Source organism: Microterricola gilva (assembly GCF_004217495.1).
GTDB lineage: Bacteria > Actinomycetota > Actinomycetes > Actinomycetales > Microbacteriaceae > Microterricola > Microterricola gilva.
Genome location: NZ_SHLC01000001.1, coordinates 1382600 through 1399190, shown reverse-complemented (window position 1 = coordinate 1399190; position 16591 = coordinate 1382600). Strand labels below are relative to the sequence as shown.

Sequence of the window (16591 nt, the reverse complement as noted above, 5' to 3'; positions counted from 1 at the left end):
CTACCAGCCGCGCTCGGCGAGGCGGTGCGGTGCGGGCAGGTCGGCGACGTTGATGCCGACCATGGCCTCACCGAGTCCGCGCGACACCTCGGCGATGACGGAGGGGTCGTCGTAGAACGTGACGGCCTTGACGACGGCCGCTGCGCGCTGCGCCGGGTTGCCCGACTTGAAGATGCCGGAGCCGACGAACACGCCGTCAGCACCGAGCTGCATCATCATGGCGGCATCCGCGGGGGTGGCGACGCCACCGGCGGTGAACAGCACGACGGGGAGCTTGCCGGTCTCGGCGATCTCGGCGACGAGGGCGTACGGCGCCTGCAGCTCCTTGGCCGCGACGTAGAGCTCGTCCTTGCTCATCGAGCTGAGCTGAGCGATCTCGCTCTTGATCTTGCGGATGTGCTTGGTCGCCTCTGAGACGTCGCCGGTGCCGGCCTCGCCCTTGGAGCGGATCATCGCTGCACCCTCGTTGATGCGGCGGAGCGCCTCACCCAGGTTGGTCGCGCCACAGACGAAGGGAACGTTGAAGCCCCACTTGTCGATGTGGTTGACGTAGTCGGCCGGGCTCAGGACCTCGGACTCGTCGATGTAGTCGACCTCAAGTGCCTGCAGCACCTGAGCCTCGACGAAGTGGCCGATGCGGGCCTTCGCCATGACCGGGATCGAGACCTCGGCCTTGATGGACTCGATCAGGTCGGGGTCGCTCATGCGAGCGACGCCGCCCTGCGAACGGATGTCGGCCGGCACGCGCTCGAGAGCCATGACGGCTACGGCGCCGGCATCCTCTGCGATACGGGCCTGCTCTGCGGTGACGACGTCCATGATGACGCCGCCCTTGAGCATCTCGGCGAGGCCGCGCTTGACGCGGCTGGAACCGAACTGCTCGGTAGAAGTGCTCTCAGTCATGCTGTTAATCCTATTCGGCTGTGAGGGTGGGTCTGCGCAGTGGGTTACGAAGTGTGAGGGGCCGGCCAGCCATCGGCGATCTCCTTGCGCACATCGCCGAGCAGGCGCGGCAGCGCCTTGGTTCCGGCGATGATCGGGAAGAAGTTCGCGTCGAGCGCCCAGCGCGGAACGATGTGCTGGTGCAGGTGCTCCGCGATGCCGGCGCCGGCGATTCGACCCTGGTTCATGCCGATGTTGAAGCCGTCGCAGTGCGAGACCTCAGTGAGCACGCGCATCGCGATCTGGGTGAGCTCGCCGATCTCGGCGACCTCCTCCGGCGTGGCCTGATCGTAGGTGGCGATGTGACGGTACGGGCAGACCAGGAGGTGCCCGCTGTTGTACGGGTACAGGTTGAGCAGAACGTACGCGTGCGTGCCGCGCGCGACGATCAGCGCCTTCTCGTCATCCATCGAGGGGGCCAGGCAGAACGGGCAGTCGTCCTTGTGCGGCTGCTGCCCGTCCTGGATGTACACCATGCGGTGCGGGGTCCAGAGGCGCTGGAACGCGTCGGGAACCGCGGCGAAATCCGCGCTACTCTCGACGTGAATGTCCTCGGCCGGCACCTCGGCGTTCGGCACCTCTGGCCCTGCATCCGTCATGTTAGATCTGGCCCTGCGTCGTGACCTGGGCGCGGCTGTCGATCGCCGCACGAATGCGGGCGATGGCGTCGGCAACGGGAACACCGTTCTCCTGCGTGCCGTCGCGGAAGCGGAAGCTGACGCTGCCGTTCGCCTGGTCTTCCTCGCCGACGATGAGCTGGAAGGGGACCTTGGCCATGGTGTGGTTGCGGATCTTCTTCTGCATGCGCTCGTCGGAGAGGTCGAGCTCTGCACGCACGCCGACCTTCGTGAGCTGGTCGATGACGTCGCCGAGGAACTCGGCGTACTGCTCGGCGACGGGGATGCCGACGACCTGCACGGGCGAGAGCCAGACCGGGAACGCGCCGGCGTAGTGCTCGGTGAGCACGCCGAAGAAGCGCTCGATCGAGCCGAACAGCGCACGGTGGATCATGACGGGCCGCTGACGGCTGCCGTCTGACGCCGTGTACTCGAGCTCGAAGCGCTCCGGCAGGTTGAAGTCGAGCTGGATCGTCGACATCTGCCAGGTGCGGCCGATGGCGTCGCGCGCCTGCACCGAGATCTTGGGGCCGTAGAAGGCGGCTCCGCCCGGGTCTGGCACGAGTTCGAGTCCGGATGCCGCGCCGACCTCAGCCAGCGTCGCCGTCGCCTCTTCCCAGGCGTCGTCGCTTCCGACGAACTTCTCCGGGTCCTTGGTGCTGAGCTCGAGGTAGAAGTCGTCCAGACCGTAGTCCTTCAGCAGGCCGAGCACGAAGTTGAGCGTGTTGGTGAGCTCCTCGCGCATCTTCTCGCGCGTCGTGTAGATGTGGGCGTCGTCCTGAGTCATGCCCCGCACCCGGGTGAGTCCGTGCACGTTGCCGGACTTCTCGTAGCGGTAGACGCTGCCGAACTCGAACAGGCGCAGCGGCAGGTCACGGTAGGAGCGCGCGCTGGAGCGGTAGATCAGGTTGTGCATCGGGCAGTTCATGGGCTTCAGGTAGTAGTCCTGGCCCTCGCGGTGCACGGTGCCGTCCTCGCCGATCTCGGCGTCGATGTGCATCGGGGGGTACATGCCGTCGCGGTACCAGTCCAGGTGGCCGGAGACCTCGTACAGCTTGCCCTTGGTGATGTGCGGGGTGTTGACGAAGGAGTAGCCCTCCTCAACGTGGCGGGTGCGCGAGTAGTTCTCCATCTCGGCGCGAATGATGCCGCCCTTGGGGTGGAAGACGGGCAGGCCGCTGCCGAGCTCCTCAGGGAAGCTGAACAGGTCGAGCTCTGCTCCGAGCTTGCGGTGGTCGCGCTTGGCGGCCTCCTCGAGGCGCTCCTTGTACGCGCGCAGCTCGTCCTTGCTCGGCCAGGCCGTGCCGAAGATGCGCTGCAGCTGCTTGTTCTTCTCCGAGCCGCGCCAGTAGGCGGCGGCGACGCGCATGAGCGAGTGGCCCTCGCCGATCAGGCGGGTGCTCGGCAGGTGCGGTCCGCGGCAGAGGTCGCTCCAGATCGTCTCCCCCGTCTTCGGGTCGACGTTGTCGTAGATCGTGAGCTCGGCGCCACCGACCTCGACGTTCTCGTTGTCTGCGCCGGCATCCGCCCCGCCCTTGAGCCCGATGAGCTCGAGCTTGTACGGCTCATTGGCGAGTTCCGCGCGCGCCTCATCGTCGGTCACGACACGGCGCACGAAACGCTGACCCTGGCGGATGATGCGGCTCATGGCCTTCTCGATCGCCTTGAAGTCGTCGATGCTGAATGGCTCGGCCACGTCGAAGTCGTAGTAGAAACCGTCGGTGACGGGCGGGCCGATGCCCAGCTTGGCCTCCGGGTTGATCGTCTGCACGGCCTGGGCGAGCACGTGGGCAGCCGAGTGCCGCAGGATGTTCAGGCCGTCTGGAGAATCGATCGTCACCGGCTCGACGACGTCGGTGGTCGTAGTCTGCGTGGCGAGGTCCTTCAGCTCACCGTTGACGCGCATCGCGACAACGGACCGGTCGGTGAAAAGCTCGAAGCCGTCAGCCACCTTCATCCACTCCCAAAAATTGATTGATGTGCCGCGAATTCGCGGACGTCATCAACTTTAGTGCCGAGACGGTGGCCATCTGTCCCGGCCGTCGGTAGCGTTTCGCCATGGAGATCAGCGTCGACGGCGCAAAAGTGCTCGCGTCGGTCATTCCGGTGGGCCTGCTCATCATTGCGATTCACACCCGCAGCCTGCGGCAACGCATCCGCGTGGTGCCGAAGCCCGTCGCCCTGTACGCGACGATCCTCGTGATCGCGGCGTCTGTCACCACGGTCGGTCTCTGCGTCTGGTGCGCGAACACCGGCCGCGCTCTCGACGGCTTCGCCGCCTGGTTCGTCGTGGTCGCGAGCGTGCTGCTCGGCCTGCAGACCGTGGCGACGTTCTACGAGTTCGTGGTGATCTCGATGCGCGAAGAGGACGCAGAAAAGCCCGCCAGATCTCTCTGACGGGCTTTCACTATTTCTGAGCGGATGACGAGATTCGAACTCGCGACCCTCACCTTGGCAAGGTGATGCGCTACCACTGCGCCACATCCGCATTGTGTTGCTACGTAAAGCCTACTCTCTACGCTTCAAGCAAAAACCCCCGGAAGTCCGGGGGTTTTACTTGGTGGGCGATACTGGGATCGAACCAGTGACCTCTTCCGTGTCAGGGAAGCGCGCTACCGCTGCGCCAATCGCCCATTTCTGGGGTGTTACTAGGGGGTGTACTGCAAGTGTGGAGTGCTACGAGGTGGCGACGGGATTCGAACCCGTGTGGACGGCTTTGCAGGCCGCTGCCTCGCCTCTCGGCCACGCCACCATTGTGGGTTCCCCACCTGTGTTACCGAAACTGGCTTGCTCGGTTTCACTCGAGCGGATGACGAGATTCGAACTCGCGACCCTCACCTTGGCAAGGTGATGCGCTACCACTGCGCCACATCCGCATTTCTTTCACCGCATTTCTGCGACGTCCAAAACTCTAACCGATGGATCTCTGGATCACCAAACCGGCGAAACCCGGGCGTGTTCGATCCCCGTCCGGAACCGGCGTCATCCGCCCCGAAACGCCGTGGCCGGCTGTCGATGTGCAATGCGCCACCCGGGTCGGCTAGTATCGGTAATCGCGATCACCGCACAGGTGAAAGCAATGGGCGATTGGCGCAGTTGGTAGCGCGCTTCCTTCACACGGAAGAGGTCATCGGTTCGAGTCCGGTATCGCCCACAGACAAAACCCCCGGCTGAGCCGGGGGTTTTTGCGTGTTGTCGGCTCGTCGTCACTCGGCAAGGGGCACGAGCTGCACCGCTCCGTCCGCCCCGGTGATGACGAGCAGCCGAGCGGCCGTGACGCCGTTCAGCGCCTCGCTGAGGCGTTCCTCAGCCAGACCGGGCGATGCCGCGCCTGGCGACTCCCCCGGCGCGTCTGCGCGCACCCAGGTGGTGACGCTGGCGCCGGTGAGCTCCTCGATCAGCTTCCGCTGTGGTGCCGATGCGGCATCCGTCACCAGGATCACCTCGCCGATCGTGCGGACACGGACGGGTGTGGCCAGCGCAACGGCGGCCCGATCGCGCCGCCAGACGCTGAAGTGATACCCGAACACCGCCGCCGTCGCGATCAGCAGGCCGAGCGGGGCACGCACCTGCTCGATGAGGCTCGTGCCCGTCGTGGAGTCGAGCGCGAAGACGAACACGCCGTAGCCGACGATCAGGAGCGCAATGAGCGCGACGATGGCGCTGAGGCCGAACATGGCGACGAGGTAGACGCGGCGCGAGGTGTCGCGCTGTTCGGCGGCGGATACCGGTTCAACGGGCTTCCAGGTGAACCACCAGACCACGCCGCCAACGAGGAAGGCGCTCAGACCGCCGAGCAGCAGGGTGCGCGAGTCTGAACCAGCGAGCGAGGTGCTCAGCGTCGCCAGGAGAGCGTTGATGATGACACCGATGCCGGATGCCGTCGCGGCCATCCCGACGCCAGACACCACGACGCTGCTCGCCCGCTGCACGCCGGCAGAGCGTTCCCGCGTGACCAGCCAGTGGTAGCGCCAGACCACCGCGCCGACGAGCGCGGCCGCGATCGCCTCCCCGAGCGGGTCGGTCACGACGCCGATGGGCTCGCCGCGGTCGAAGGCGAGTCGCAACAGCACGAACAGGGAGATGCCGACACCGCTCAGGGAGAGCAGGCTGCCGCCGAGCACAGCCACCCAGATCAGCATCACGGAGGCGAGGCCCGTCGTGACCCGCGCCGCACCGCCGTGCACCCAGTGCAGCCACCAGATCACGCCTCCGACAAGCAACCACAGGAGCCCGTGACTCAGCGGGGCGAACACACCCTCGCCGGCCAAGACGACGGCGTTCACCCCGCGTATCGCGTTGTCGAGGAGGACACCGAACGCGCTCACGGCGCCGCTGCTCGCGGCCACGAGCCCGTAGAAGGCGCCGAGGACCACCGGCACGGTCGCGAGCCGCAACGGCCCCCTGTCGGCGTTCCGCGACATCGCGCGGTGTGCCAGCCAGATGCCGAACCAGACGATGGCGCTCGCCAGCGTCGCAGGCTCCCAGCTGCCGCGGATCATGGACTGTGCGGCATCCACCGTCGACACGGTGAACACGATGAGCGACACCAGGTACATGGCTGCCACATAGAGACCCCAGGTCAGGGCGGAGCGCTCCTCGGCGTCGTCGAGCCGGCGCCAGAGCCACCACCAGAGGAGGGCGGCCAGCGGCGCGCCGATCACCGTGAAGGCGAGCGATTGGGCCAGGGCGGAGCTCCCGCCGCTCGCGATGGCTGATCCCGCTTCGAAAACGCGGCCCAGGAGCCCGGACATCCCGATGCCGGCAACCGTGACGAGCACGAAGAGCAGCGTGTACACAATCGCGCGACGCACCGTCCGTTGCGCCGAGCCTGCCGTGTTCGCCATCAGAAGCCCGCCGATCCCGGGCAGATCGCAAGGGCCCACGGCACCGTGCTGATCGCCCACTCGCCGCCGCTCGTGACGAGCTCGAAGGTCTCCTGCGTCTCAGAGGACGATGAACCGAAGAGGCCACCCTCGTAGCTCGTGACGAGCGACACCCTGACATCGGCCGAGTCGCCGTGTTCCGTGACCTCAATCAGCACAACGCGCATGTTCTCGGTGTAGACGGGGTCGAAGCCGGCGCACTCCTCACGCAGTTCCGGTGCGAGGTATTCGAACGCGGCGTCATGGTCGCCGTCGATCACGGCGGTCGAGTAGCCCTGCACGACGCCCTCGGGGGTGGCGGGGTCGAGTGCCGTCGGCCCGCCGCGGGTGAACACGATGATGAGCGCGATGACGATCAGCGCGGCGATCGCGATGAGAATGACGAGCAGGGTGCGGTCCAGCCTCCGTGCAGGTGGGTTCATAGTGCACATCATGGCGGGTATCGGCTCGCCGACCCGCGGATTGCGGTGCGGCGCGCCGGGCGGGCACTTCCCCAGGTACTGCCGTCAGCTGCCGTCGGGGTCGTGCATCTGCACCAGCTGCGACGGCCCATCGGATGCCGCCAGTGCGGCATCCACCAGGGTGCGGTCACCGGCGAGCTCCGGAGCCAGCCAGTCGGAGTACAACTCGGGTGCAATGATCAGCGGCATCCTGTCGTGGACCTCCTCGACGTGGCTTGCAGCCGGCCTCGTGACGATCGCGTATGTGGGGAGCCAACCGTCGGGCGTCGGAGCGGCATCGGTCCGGTTGATCGTGTAGATCGCGGCGAGGCTGAACAGCTCTCCCCCGAGGTCGAAACGGCGGCCCTTCTCGAAATAGTGCGTGACGGGCACGAGAGCGCGGCGCGACATCGTCGGTCCGGCCCAGGCCCCCTTCAGGAGGTTCTCGCTGCGGGCGTTGATCGTCGAGAACTTGGGGCGCTGTCCGCCGATCCACATCTGCCACCACGCCAGGTCGAGCTGCCGCACGGATTCGCCGCCGATGACCCGCTCCCGCACCAGCGGGTTGAGGTTGAGGGCCCTCGGCCCGGTCGGTTTCACCACCTCCGTCGCGTTCGCGGCCAGCCACTCGACGACCGCCGCGTTGCGGCCGCGCTCATCGAAGGCAAAGTGCTCATCCAGTTCGTCCGGCGTTGTCTCAAGTCCGTAGCTCGCGCACATGCGTTCAGGGTAGACCCGCGCACCGACAGCGACCAGACCGGGGCGCGAGCCTCGCTCGGGGCCCGCATGACGTGCACGGGCCCGGTGAAAACACCGGGCCGGCGGAGATTGCGCGGGCCCGCGGGGATCGCGCAGCGCGCGGGTCGGGCCGGGGAGGACGAGTTAGGTCCAGCCGTAGCGGGCGTGCAGCGCCTCGGCCACGAGCCGGAATCGGGCCGCGTCGAGTGCGGCCGCCTCTCGCCGCATGCCGGCGGGGTGAACACGAAAGATGCGGTCGAGCTTCACCCAGCTTGCGCGCCCGGCGGAATCCCACGAACCCGTTCCGATGGGCACCGCATCACGTTCGCCGCTGTGATCCTTGCTCGTCAGCTGAGCGGCCAACAGGGTTCCGCTGTGCTCCCGCGCGACGAGCAGCACCGGACGGTCCTTGCCACGGCCGTCTCGTTCCTCGTATGGCACCCACGTCCAGACGATCTCACCGGGGTCCGGGTCGCCGTCGACCGCCGGCGCGTAGCTCATGCTCACCCTGCCGACGCGTGTGGGATCGATCTCGACGGTCGCCTGGGCGCCCGACTGACCCGGGCGGTCGTGGTCGGACTCATCGCTCCGTGTGCGCGCCCCGAGCGAGCCGAGCAGCGAGCTCACCATGCGCTTCAGAACCGACACGGCGCCACCCTACCCCACGGTTTCCGGGCGCTCCCGGGTGCGACTGGCGCTCGCCATCACCCGCCCGACGGCCAGGGCGACGAGCCCCGCGATGATGAAGGCGAACCCGGCGACCACCGCGATCGAGAACAGTTGGGTGCCCAGCTGCGCCCAGCTCCCCGTGATCAGACCGCCGACCCCGTCGCCGAGGATGCCGATGAAGACACAGCCGAGCGCGGCAGCGGTGAACTGGGTGAGCAGCAGGCCGAGCACAGAACCGCGGGGCCCTGCGAGGGCAGCGGCCACCGCCCCGGAGGCGAGCCCGAGCATGCAGCCCCAGAACGGCGAGAGCACGTCGGCCGCCGGCGTCACGGCGACGAGTCCGGCGAAGATTCCGCGTACGGCGCCGCCGATGCTGACGCGGTGGTGCCGGATCCGTTCGACGACGACCCAGGCGACGACGCCGCCGAGCGGTGCGAGCAACGTGTTTACCGCGGCATCCACAGCGATCTCGTCCGGCACCGCCTCTGAGCCGACCGTGAGCGCGAAGAAGCCCAGCCAGAGCGGGATGATGGTCGCGACGGCACGGCGCGGTGTCGCAACCGCGATGATCGGTCCCCTGCTTCGCTGCGCGAGCAGGCAGGCCAGCCCGGCAGACGCCGTGGCGATGAAGAGCATGCTGCTGCCGCCGAAGTCGAGCAGGCCGAGTGACGCGACGAGCCAGCCGTCGACCAGGTTGAGCGTCCAGGCCGCGATGGCCAGCTGTGCGAGCAGCGCCCAGACGATGACGAACACGAGCCACCCGCCCGTCCGCGCCCGTGCCGCGCGCGGCAGGATCGGGCTCAGCTGCACGGCCGTGAGTGAGAACATCAGCCCGTAGTAGATGCTCAGGGAGAGCGAGGCGTCTGCGCCGAGCACGGCGCGCGCTCCGAAGAGGAGCCACAGGAGCAGCAGCGCGCCGCTGGCGATGACGACGACGGGGAGCTGGGGCCCGCGCAGGCCTGCCAGCAGTCCGAGCCCGATCCCGAGCACCGGGATCAGCGCAGAGAAGGCGAGGACGAATCCGGCATCGTCGTAGTTCACGGGGTCCTCTCAAGGCGCAGGGCGCGTAGCATCCGACCCCCGCAGACAACCATATCGGTGGCGCTGTGCATAGACGACGACACAGACGAAGGGGCAGTGCCGTGTGAATTCCTTCACACGAACACTGCCCCGCCGCTCGGCTTCGCCGGTTCCAAACGACGCCGCCTGTAGAACGCGCTCAGCGCCTTCGCGTAGTTGCCTATGCGTTGTTGAGCGCGTAACCCTCTTCGCCGTGCACGACGGTGTCGATGCCGGCAACTTCGTCCTCGTTCTTGATACGGAAGCCGATGCTCTTCTCGATCGCGAAGCCCAGCGCGAGGGCGATGACGAAGGAGTAGATGAGCACCGCTCCGGCCGCGATGACCTGAACGGCGAGCTGGCCGAAGTCGCCACCGGTGAACAGGCCGGTGTCGATGGCGAAGAATCCGAGGTAGAGCGTTCCGATGATTCCACCGACGAGGTGGATGCCGACGACGTCGAGCGAGTCATCGAATCCGAGCTTGAACTTCAGCTCAATGGCCAGCGCGCAGACGGCACCGGCGACGACACCGAGCAGCAGGGCCCAGCCGGGCTCGAGGTTGGCGCAGGCCGGGGTGATCGCGACCAGACCGGCGACCGCACCGGATGCCGCACCGACCGAGGTCGCCTTGCCGTCCTTGAACTTCTCGACGACCATCCAGCCGAGGATCGCGGCTGCGGTGGCACCGAGGGTGTTGACGACGATGAGGCCGACGTTCGCGAGGCCGTTCAGCCACTCTGCACCTGCGTTGAATCCGAACCAGCCGAACCAGAGGATCGCCGCGCCCATCAGCACGAGCGGAACGTTGTGCGGCTTGGTGATGCCCTTCTGGAAGCCGACACGCTTGCCGAGCACCAGGGCGAGGGCGAGAGCCGCAGCACCGGCGTTGATGTGCACGGCGGTTCCACCGGCGTAGTCGATCACGCTCGGGAGGCCAAGGGTGTTGCCGAGCTCCATGATCCAGCCACCGCCCCAGACCCAGGCCGCGACCGGGAAGTAGACGAGCGTCGCCCAGATTCCGGCGAAGATCATCCACGAGCCGAACTTCGCCCGGTCGGCGATGGCACCGGAGATCAGCGCGACGGTGATGATCGCGAACGTCGCACCGAAGGTCGCCCCGAGCAGATCGGTGTTCGACGACTCACCGGTTGCGAGCGAGCTGAGGCCGAAGTCGGCGAAGGGGTTGCCGGCGAAGTCGCCGGGCGAGCTGACGGCGCTCATGCTGAATCCGTACAGGATCCAGAGCACGCTGATGAGGCCGAGTGCCCCGAAACTCATCATCATCATGCTGACGACGCTCTTGGCCTTGACCAGCCCGCCGTAGAAGAATGCGACGCCCGGCGTCATCAACAGCACGAGTGCCGTTGCTGTGATCGCCCAAGCAATGCTGCCTGTGTCCATGATTACACCTCTCGAAGTTTCCATCAGGGGTGTACCTGTCGAGAACCTCGGGGTGGAACCGTGCACTTCTCGGGTACGAGCCCAGAGTGGACCTGCGAGATTTCAGTGAGAGTGCCGCTCGTGTTTCGGTGCCGTTACGAAAACGGCCGCCGGGTAACGGGCATGTTTCGCGGACTCAGTCGTGCGGCGGCAACTCGCCCGTCGTCAGCGCGATCAACCGGGACATGGCGCGCTGGTACTTCTTGCGGTAGCCGCCGCCCATCATGTCGTCGTCGAAGACCTCGCTGAGCGGGGTGCCGCTGGCGACGATGGGGATCTCGGCGTCGTACACGCGGTCGATGAAGGCCACGAGGCGCAGCGCATCGGTCTGGTTGTGCAGCACGTGCGCGCCGCTCAGCGCGATCACGTCGATGCCACTGATCATCTTGATGTACTTGGACGGGTGCACGGTGGCCAGGTGCTTCATGAGCTCGTCGAAGCCGTCGAAGCTCACCGCGGTTCCGCGCTCGACCATCGTCGACACCATGTGCGTGAGCGCCGCATCGTCGACGGTGGTCGCGCGCCCCTCGACGTTGCGGCGGCGGTAGTCGAGCCCGTCGATGCGCACGGTCTGGAAGTTCGAGGACAGCGCCTGGATCTCGCGCAGGAAGTCCGATGCGGCGAAACGCCCCTCGCCGAGGGAGTTCGGCGGGGTGTTGGATGTCGCAGCCACCCGCGTTCCCGTTGCCATCAGCTCGCCGAGCAACCGCGTCATCAGCATCGTGTCGCCCGGGTCGTCGAGCTCGAATTCGTCGATGCAGATGAGCCTGGTTCCGCTGAGCAACGCCACCGTCTCGGCGTAGCCGAGCGCGCCGACGAGTGCCGTGTACTCGATGAAGGTGCCGAAGTACTTGGGGCCGGGGGCACCGTGCCAGAGCGAGGCCAGGAGGTGCGTCTTGCCGACGCCGAAACCGCCGTCGAGGTAGATCCCGGGCAGCGCGGCCTTGGGCTTTCGGTTGCGCGAGAAGAATCCGCCTGGTCGCTGCGCGCGCCACACCCCGGCGAACTCCTGCAGCAGTTCGACCGCGCCGGCCTGCGACGGGTAGTCCGCGTCCGGCCGGTACGACTCGAACGATGCGTGCTCGAACTGCGGCGGGGGCACGAGTCCACCGGCGATCTCGCTGCCGGTGATGCTCGGCGAACGATCGATCAGGCGAAGTGCTGTGGAACTCTGCATGCGTGCGCGTGCCGTTTCTGCTGTGGGAACCGCGGTTCGTGTTGCGCAGCATTGCGGGGCGGCACGCTGGCTCACGCGAGGACGCGTAGATTCGAAGGAGTGGACAGGCAACCAGCCTAATCTGCTCCCCACCGACATTCCGCGCCCGATCGGGCGTCTTGAGGAGGCCGAGATGACCGTCGAGAACGACACGACCGCGAAGTTCGCCGAGTACGCCCACCCTGAGCGGCTCGTGTCGACCGAGTGGCTGGCCGCGCACCTCGGCGATCCCGGCCTCGTCGTCGTCGAGAGCGATGAAGACGTACTCCTCTATGAGACGGGGCACATCCCCGGCGCGGTCAAGATCGACTGGCACACGGATCTGAACGACCCCGTGCTGCGTGACTTCGTGCAGGGCGAGGAGTTCGCGCGCCTGCTCGGCGAGAAGGGCATCAGCCGCGACAGCACGGTCGTGCTGTACGGCGACAAGAACAACTGGTGGGCGGCGTACGCGCTGTGGATCTTCACGCTCTTCGGCCACGAGGATGTGCGCCTGCTCGACGGCGGCCGCGCACTGTGGATCGCCGAGGGACGGGAGCTCACGACGGAGACACCCGCCCCGGCATCCGTCGACTACCCGGTGATCGAGCGCGACGACAGCACAGCGCGCGCCTTCAAGGAGGACGTGCTCGCACACTTCGGCAAGCCACTCATCGACGTGCGCTCCGTCGAGGAGTACACGGGCGAGCGCACCGAGATTCCCGGCTACCCGACCGAGGGTGCACTGCGCGCCGGACACATTCCGAGCGCGGCGAGCGTGCCATGGGCGCGTGCGGCCGCACCGGACGCCACGTTCAAGACCCGCGCGGAGCTCGACGCGATCTACACGGGCGAGGTGGGGCTCCGGGAGGGTGACGACGTGATCGCCTACTGCCGCATCGGTGAACGTTCCAGCCACACCTGGTTCGTGCTGACCCACCTGCTCGGCTTCACCGGAGTGCGCAACTACGACGGCTCCTGGACCGAGTGGGGCAGTGCGGTGCGCGTGCCGATCGCCGTGGGCGAAGACCGCGGAACCGCGCCAACGGCCGCCGTGGGACAATAGCTGCGATGACTACAGCAGCGCCCTCCAGCACGGAACTCCCCCAGCAGCTCGCCGAGATCCGAGACGACTTCCTCGCTCTCGAACAGCGCGATCGGCTGCAGCTCCTGCTTGAGTTCTCCAACGAGCTGCCAGAACTGCCGGAGCGCTATCAGGATCACCCCGATCTGTTCGAGCGTGTCGAGGAGTGCCAGTCCCCCGTCTTCCTCTTCGTCGAGATCGACGAATCCGGCGCCGTCCAGCTCTACGCGACAGCGCCGCGGGAATCCCCGACGACGCGCGGCTTCGCCTCGATCCTCGCGCAGGGGCTCTCCGGCCTCAGCCCGGAGCAGGTCCTCGCCGTCCCGGACGACTACCCGCAGACGCTCGGCCTGACCCAGGCCGTTTCGCCGCTGCGCATCCGGGGCATGACGGGCATGCTCGGGCGCACCAAGCGGCAGATCCGGCTCAGGCTCGCGCCGACAGCCAGCGCCTGATCGCCCCGTTCCAGCGCTCGGGGTCGTAGTTCCAGAGCTTCGTGTGACGGGCCGTCGTGAATTCCTCGAAGGTGACGATGTCTGGGCGTGCGTCGGCCAGTGCGCGTGAACCGTTGATCGGCACATAGCCGTCATCGATGCTGTGCATGAGCAGGATCGGCAGCTCCAGGATTTCCGCCCGCGCGGCGATGTCGAGGCGGGGGAAGTCGATCGCCTGCTCGAGTCCCGTGATCGCCCTGCCCCACGGGGAACCGATCGTGCTGATCACGGCGCCGTTGACCGCGGCGGGAAAACCGTAGCCGTTTCCGTGGAAGTGCAGGATGTCGCTCCAATCCACGGCCGGGGATTCCAGCACGACCCCGCTGATCAGCCCGCGGTCCTCCGCCCGCAGCGCCGCCTGCATCACGATGGCGCCGCCCATCGACCATCCCATCAGGACGATCTCGGTCGCGCCGTTCTCGCGCGCGAAGCGCATCGCGGCCGCGACATCCTGCCATTCGGTGTCGCCGAGACCGTAGCGCCCGTCCCGGCTCTCCGGTGCCTCACCATCGTTGCGATACGACACGAGCAGGCTGTGCATCCCCGCCTCGTGGAACACCGGAACGGCGCGCAGACATTCCTGTCTGCGCACGGCGCGGCCGTGCACCTGGATCACCCAGCGCGAGCTGTCGCCGGATGCCGGCACCCACCAGGCCGGCGCCGGGCCGAGTGCCGTCGGGATCGTGACGTTCTCGAACGGCAGATCGAACTCCCACGGTCCGAGGTAGTACCAGCCGCTCCAGCGCCCGGCCACGGCGGTGCCCAGCTCGCCGAAGTCCCGCTTGAGCAGGCGCCGCGTCACGGTCGCCTCACCGCGGGCGAGAATCTCGCCGACACGGGCGTGGCCGTTCTCACCGGAGAACCAGAGCCCGTACCGGCCGTCGAGCACCGTGTCGGCCGTTGCACGGAGGACGACGGCGCGCACCGGCTCCCGCTCCCCTGCGACGATGATCGACTCGGTGCCGAGGATGGCGACGTCGTCCTTGCGAACGCGCGGAGGCGTCACGACGGTGCGGGCGAAGACGGCGACGACGACCGCCATGGCGCCTCCGGCCGTCAGCGCGAGGCCGGCCAGTGCGACGCCGACGATGCCGAGCGCGCGTGCCAAGCGCGGTGTCCTGCGATCCGTTACCCGAGCCTTCATGCAATGCCCCCGTCAGCCACGCCGTCCGGCGTGCCTCACCGACAGCGCCGTGAAAAAACTCTAGTCTGCACACGTGCCCGAAACATCGCCAGCGCCCCACCTCCCGCCGGAGTTCCAAGCGGCACTCGACGCGGTGCGAAGCGCCCAGACCCGCGCTGAGCTCGTCGTCACCGAGATTCCGGCACCGGCCCGCCTGGCACCCTACGCGGTCGCATTGGCCGCCGATGTGTCTCCCGCACGCCACGGCAGCGACTCCGACTACGGCACCGGCCGCTTCATCTTGTTGTATGACGAAGACGAGCCAGAGGAGTGGGGCGGTCGATTCCGGGTCGTCTGCTTCGCGCAGGCACCGCTCGAAACCGAGATCGGCCTCGATCCTTTCCTCGCCGAAGTAGCATGGTCATGGTTGGTCGACGCGCTCGACGCCCGCGGAGCGAACTATTCCGCGGCATCCGGCACAGCGACCAAGACTCTCTCAACCGGTTTCGGTGAGCTCTCTGCACAGGGTGATGGCGCTCAGATTGAGTTGCGTGCTTCGTGGACTCCACGTGATCACAACCTCGCGTCGCACGTCGAAGGCTGGGGCGAACTCCTGTGCATGCTCGCCGGACTGCCACCGACTATGGAAGGCGTAAGCGTGCTGACACCGAAACGGACGCCCCGTGGCTGAGACAGCTCGTCACGTCATCGACACCCGCGCCGAGTACCTCGACGCCGTCGCCATGATCGCAGCCGGAACCGGCCCGATCGCCATCGACGCCGAGCGCGCCAGCGGATTCCGCTACTCGCAGCGCGCCTACCTGATCCAGGTCTTCCGCCGCGACGCCGGCGTCTTCCTGTTCGATCCTCCCGCCATCGGCCGCTTCGACGAACTGCAGGATGCCATCGCCGACGTCGAGTGGATCCTGCACGCGGCCAGCCAAGACATCGCCTGCCTCCGCGAGGTCGGCCTCGATCCCCACGTCATCTTCGACACGGAGCTCTGCGCCCGCCTCCTCGGTTTCGCCAGGGTCGGGCTCGGCGCCGTGATCGAGCAGCAGCTCGGCATCCACCTCGCCAAGGAGCATTCCGCGGCGGATTGGTCGACCCGGCCGCTCCCGGACTCCTGGCTCGAGTACGCCGCCCTCGACGTCGAGCTCCTCGTCGACCTGCGCGATTCCCTGCAGGAGCTGCTCGTCAGCTCCGGCAAGGAGGAGATCGCCAGGCAGGAGTTCGCCGCCGTGCTGCAGAAGGAGGCCAAGCCGGTCGCCGCCGAGCCGTGGCGCCGACTCTCCGGCATCCACAGCGTGCGAAGCGCACGGAATCTCGCGGTCGCGCGGGAACTGTGGCTGGCCCGCGACGCCTATGCGCAGGAGATCGACACGGCTCCTGGCCGACTCGTTCCCGACGCCTCACTGCTCGCGGTCGTCAAGGCGATGCCGACCACGCGGAAGGCTCTGTCCGAGCTGCGCGAGTTCACCGGCCGCGCCAGCCGCAGCGAGCTCAGCCGCTGGTGGGAGGCCGTTGAGCGCGGCCTCGCCAGCGCCGAGCTGCCCGCCGTCAGGGTCAACGGCGACACGCTGCCGCCTCCCCGTGTCTGGTCGGAGCGCAATCCGGAGGCCGATCTGCGGCTGAAGGCCGCACGCGCCGCGTTGAATGAGCTCTCGGACGAGCTGCAGATCCCCCTCGAGAACCTGCTCACGCCCGAGTACCTGCGCCGAGTGGCCTGGCACCCGCCGGCAACCATGGACGCGGAGTCGATCGGCGAGGCCCTGACGGAGCTCGGCGCCCGCCCCTGGCAGATTGACGCAACCGCACAGAAGATCAGTGCGGCCTTTGTAGAAGCCCACCAAACGTTGCTCGAATCATCCGAGGCCCCCTCGTAGAAACCGGCAAACGATTC

The 16591-nt window shown here is 67.4% G+C and carries 16 protein-coding genes and 5 tRNA genes; 6 read left to right on the top strand and 15 right to left on the bottom strand.

The window, feature by feature from the left end; translation table 11 throughout:
• The 3 genes from pdxS to thrS are packed head-to-tail and all read right to left on the bottom strand — an operon-like array spanning position 1 to position 3516.
• Positions 1-903 carry a pyridoxal 5'-phosphate synthase lyase subunit PdxS gene (gene pdxS, locus EV379_RS06455; RefSeq protein WP_130505410.1) on the bottom strand — a complete coding sequence of 301 codons (903 nt, stop codon included), beginning with the start codon at positions 901-903 and terminating at the stop codon, positions 1-3.
• Positions 904-947: 44 nt separating this feature from the next.
• A complete protein-coding gene (locus EV379_RS06450; RefSeq protein WP_130505409.1) occupies positions 948-1541 on the bottom strand; it encodes an HIT family protein in 594 nt (197 codons plus the stop codon).
• A 1-nt stretch (position 1542) separates the two neighbouring features.
• Entirely contained in the window at positions 1543-3516 is a 1974-nt protein-coding gene (gene thrS / locus EV379_RS06445; RefSeq protein ID WP_130505408.1) for a threonine--tRNA ligase, read from the bottom strand.
• Between the two features lie 101 nt (positions 3517-3617).
• Between thrS and EV379_RS06440 the strand changes: the two genes are divergently transcribed.
• Positions 3618-3956 (top strand): hypothetical protein, encoded by a 339-nt coding sequence (locus tag EV379_RS06440; RefSeq protein WP_130505407.1) that lies wholly within the window; start codon positions 3618-3620, stop codon positions 3954-3956.
• A 19-nt stretch (positions 3957-3975) separates the two neighbouring features.
• On the opposite strand, the gene EV379_RS06435 is transcribed toward EV379_RS06440, so the two are convergent.
• The 4 genes from EV379_RS06435 to EV379_RS06420 all read right to left on the bottom strand — a co-directional run bounded on the left by EV379_RS06435 (position 3976) and on the right by EV379_RS06420 (position 4435).
• A tRNA-Gly gene (locus EV379_RS06435) sits at positions 3976-4047 on the bottom strand.
• Positions 4048-4117: 70 nt separating this feature from the next.
• Positions 4118-4192, bottom strand: a tRNA-Val gene (locus tag EV379_RS06430).
• A 48-nt stretch (positions 4193-4240) separates the two neighbouring features.
• Positions 4241-4311 (bottom strand) — tRNA-Cys (locus EV379_RS06425).
• A 52-nt stretch (positions 4312-4363) separates the two neighbouring features.
• A tRNA-Gly gene (locus tag EV379_RS06420) sits at positions 4364-4435 on the bottom strand.
• Between the two features lie 205 nt (positions 4436-4640).
• On the opposite strand from EV379_RS06420, the gene EV379_RS06415 reads away from it, so the two are divergent.
• A tRNA-Val gene (locus EV379_RS06415) sits at positions 4641-4713 on the top strand.
• A 52-nt stretch (positions 4714-4765) separates the two neighbouring features.
• Here the strand turns inward: EV379_RS06415 and EV379_RS06410 are convergent.
• The 7 genes from EV379_RS06410 to zapE all read right to left on the bottom strand — a co-directional run bounded on the left by EV379_RS06410 (position 4766) and on the right by zapE (position 11969).
• Positions 4766-6406 (bottom strand): DUF5671 domain-containing protein, encoded by a 1641-nt coding sequence (locus EV379_RS06410; RefSeq protein ID WP_242616266.1) that lies wholly within the window; start codon positions 6404-6406, stop codon positions 4766-4768.
• Positions 6406-6867 carry an LpqB family beta-propeller domain-containing protein gene (locus tag EV379_RS06405; protein WP_130505406.1) on the bottom strand — a complete coding sequence of 154 codons (462 nt, stop codon included), beginning with the start codon at positions 6865-6867 and terminating at the stop codon, positions 6406-6408. The genes EV379_RS06410 and EV379_RS06405 overlap by 1 nt, the downstream gene beginning before the upstream one ends.
• An 84-nt stretch (positions 6868-6951) precedes the next feature.
• Complete coding sequence (locus EV379_RS06400; RefSeq protein ID WP_130505405.1) at positions 6952-7605, bottom strand: SOS response-associated peptidase; 654 nt, start codon at positions 7603-7605, stop codon at positions 6952-6954.
• A gap of 162 nt (positions 7606-7767) precedes the next feature.
• Positions 7768-8271 (bottom strand): type II toxin-antitoxin system PemK/MazF family toxin, encoded by a 504-nt coding sequence (locus tag EV379_RS06395; RefSeq protein ID WP_242616265.1) that lies wholly within the window; start codon positions 8269-8271, stop codon positions 7768-7770.
• A 9-nt stretch (positions 8272-8280) separates the two neighbouring features.
• A complete protein-coding gene (locus EV379_RS06390; protein ID WP_130505404.1) occupies positions 8281-9333 on the bottom strand; it encodes an ammonium transporter in 1053 nt (350 codons plus the stop codon).
• 199 nt (positions 9334-9532) lie between these two features.
• Positions 9533-10753 (bottom strand): ammonium transporter, encoded by a 1221-nt coding sequence (locus EV379_RS06385; RefSeq protein WP_130505403.1) that lies wholly within the window; start codon positions 10751-10753, stop codon positions 9533-9535.
• A 175-nt stretch (positions 10754-10928) separates the two neighbouring features.
• Positions 10929-11969, bottom strand: coding sequence for a cell division protein ZapE (gene zapE / locus EV379_RS06380; protein ID WP_130505402.1), 1041 nt, complete (start codon positions 11967-11969; stop codon positions 10929-10931).
• Between the two features lie 172 nt (positions 11970-12141).
• Here zapE and EV379_RS06375 point away from each other — a divergent pair, with 172 nt between their 5' ends.
• Both EV379_RS06375 and EV379_RS06370 read left to right on the top strand, forming a co-directional pair.
• Positions 12142-13053, top strand: a complete 912-nt coding sequence (locus tag EV379_RS06375) for a sulfurtransferase (protein ID WP_130505401.1) — start codon at positions 12142-12144, stop codon at positions 13051-13053.
• 5 nt (positions 13054-13058) lie between these two features.
• Positions 13059-13526, top strand: coding sequence for a SufE family protein (locus EV379_RS06370; protein ID WP_130505400.1), 468 nt, complete (start codon positions 13059-13061; stop codon positions 13524-13526).
• On the opposite strand, the gene EV379_RS06365 is transcribed toward EV379_RS06370, so the two are convergent.
• Positions 13498-14673, bottom strand: a complete 1176-nt coding sequence (locus EV379_RS06365) for an alpha/beta hydrolase family protein (RefSeq protein WP_130505399.1) — start codon at positions 14671-14673, stop codon at positions 13498-13500. The two genes, EV379_RS06370 and EV379_RS06365, sit on opposite strands and share 29 nt — an antisense overlap.
• 109 nt (positions 14674-14782) lie before the next feature.
• Here EV379_RS06365 and EV379_RS06360 point away from each other — a divergent pair, with 109 nt between their 5' ends.
• Complete coding sequence (locus tag EV379_RS06360) at positions 14783-15379, top strand: DUF3000 domain-containing protein (RefSeq protein WP_130505398.1); 597 nt, start codon at positions 14783-14785, stop codon at positions 15377-15379.
• Positions 15372-16574 (top strand): HRDC domain-containing protein, encoded by a 1203-nt coding sequence (locus tag EV379_RS06355; protein WP_278044022.1) that lies wholly within the window; start codon positions 15372-15374, stop codon positions 16572-16574. Before EV379_RS06360 ends, EV379_RS06355 begins: the two co-directional genes overlap by 8 nt.
• Positions 16575-16591: the final 17 nt, after the last annotated feature.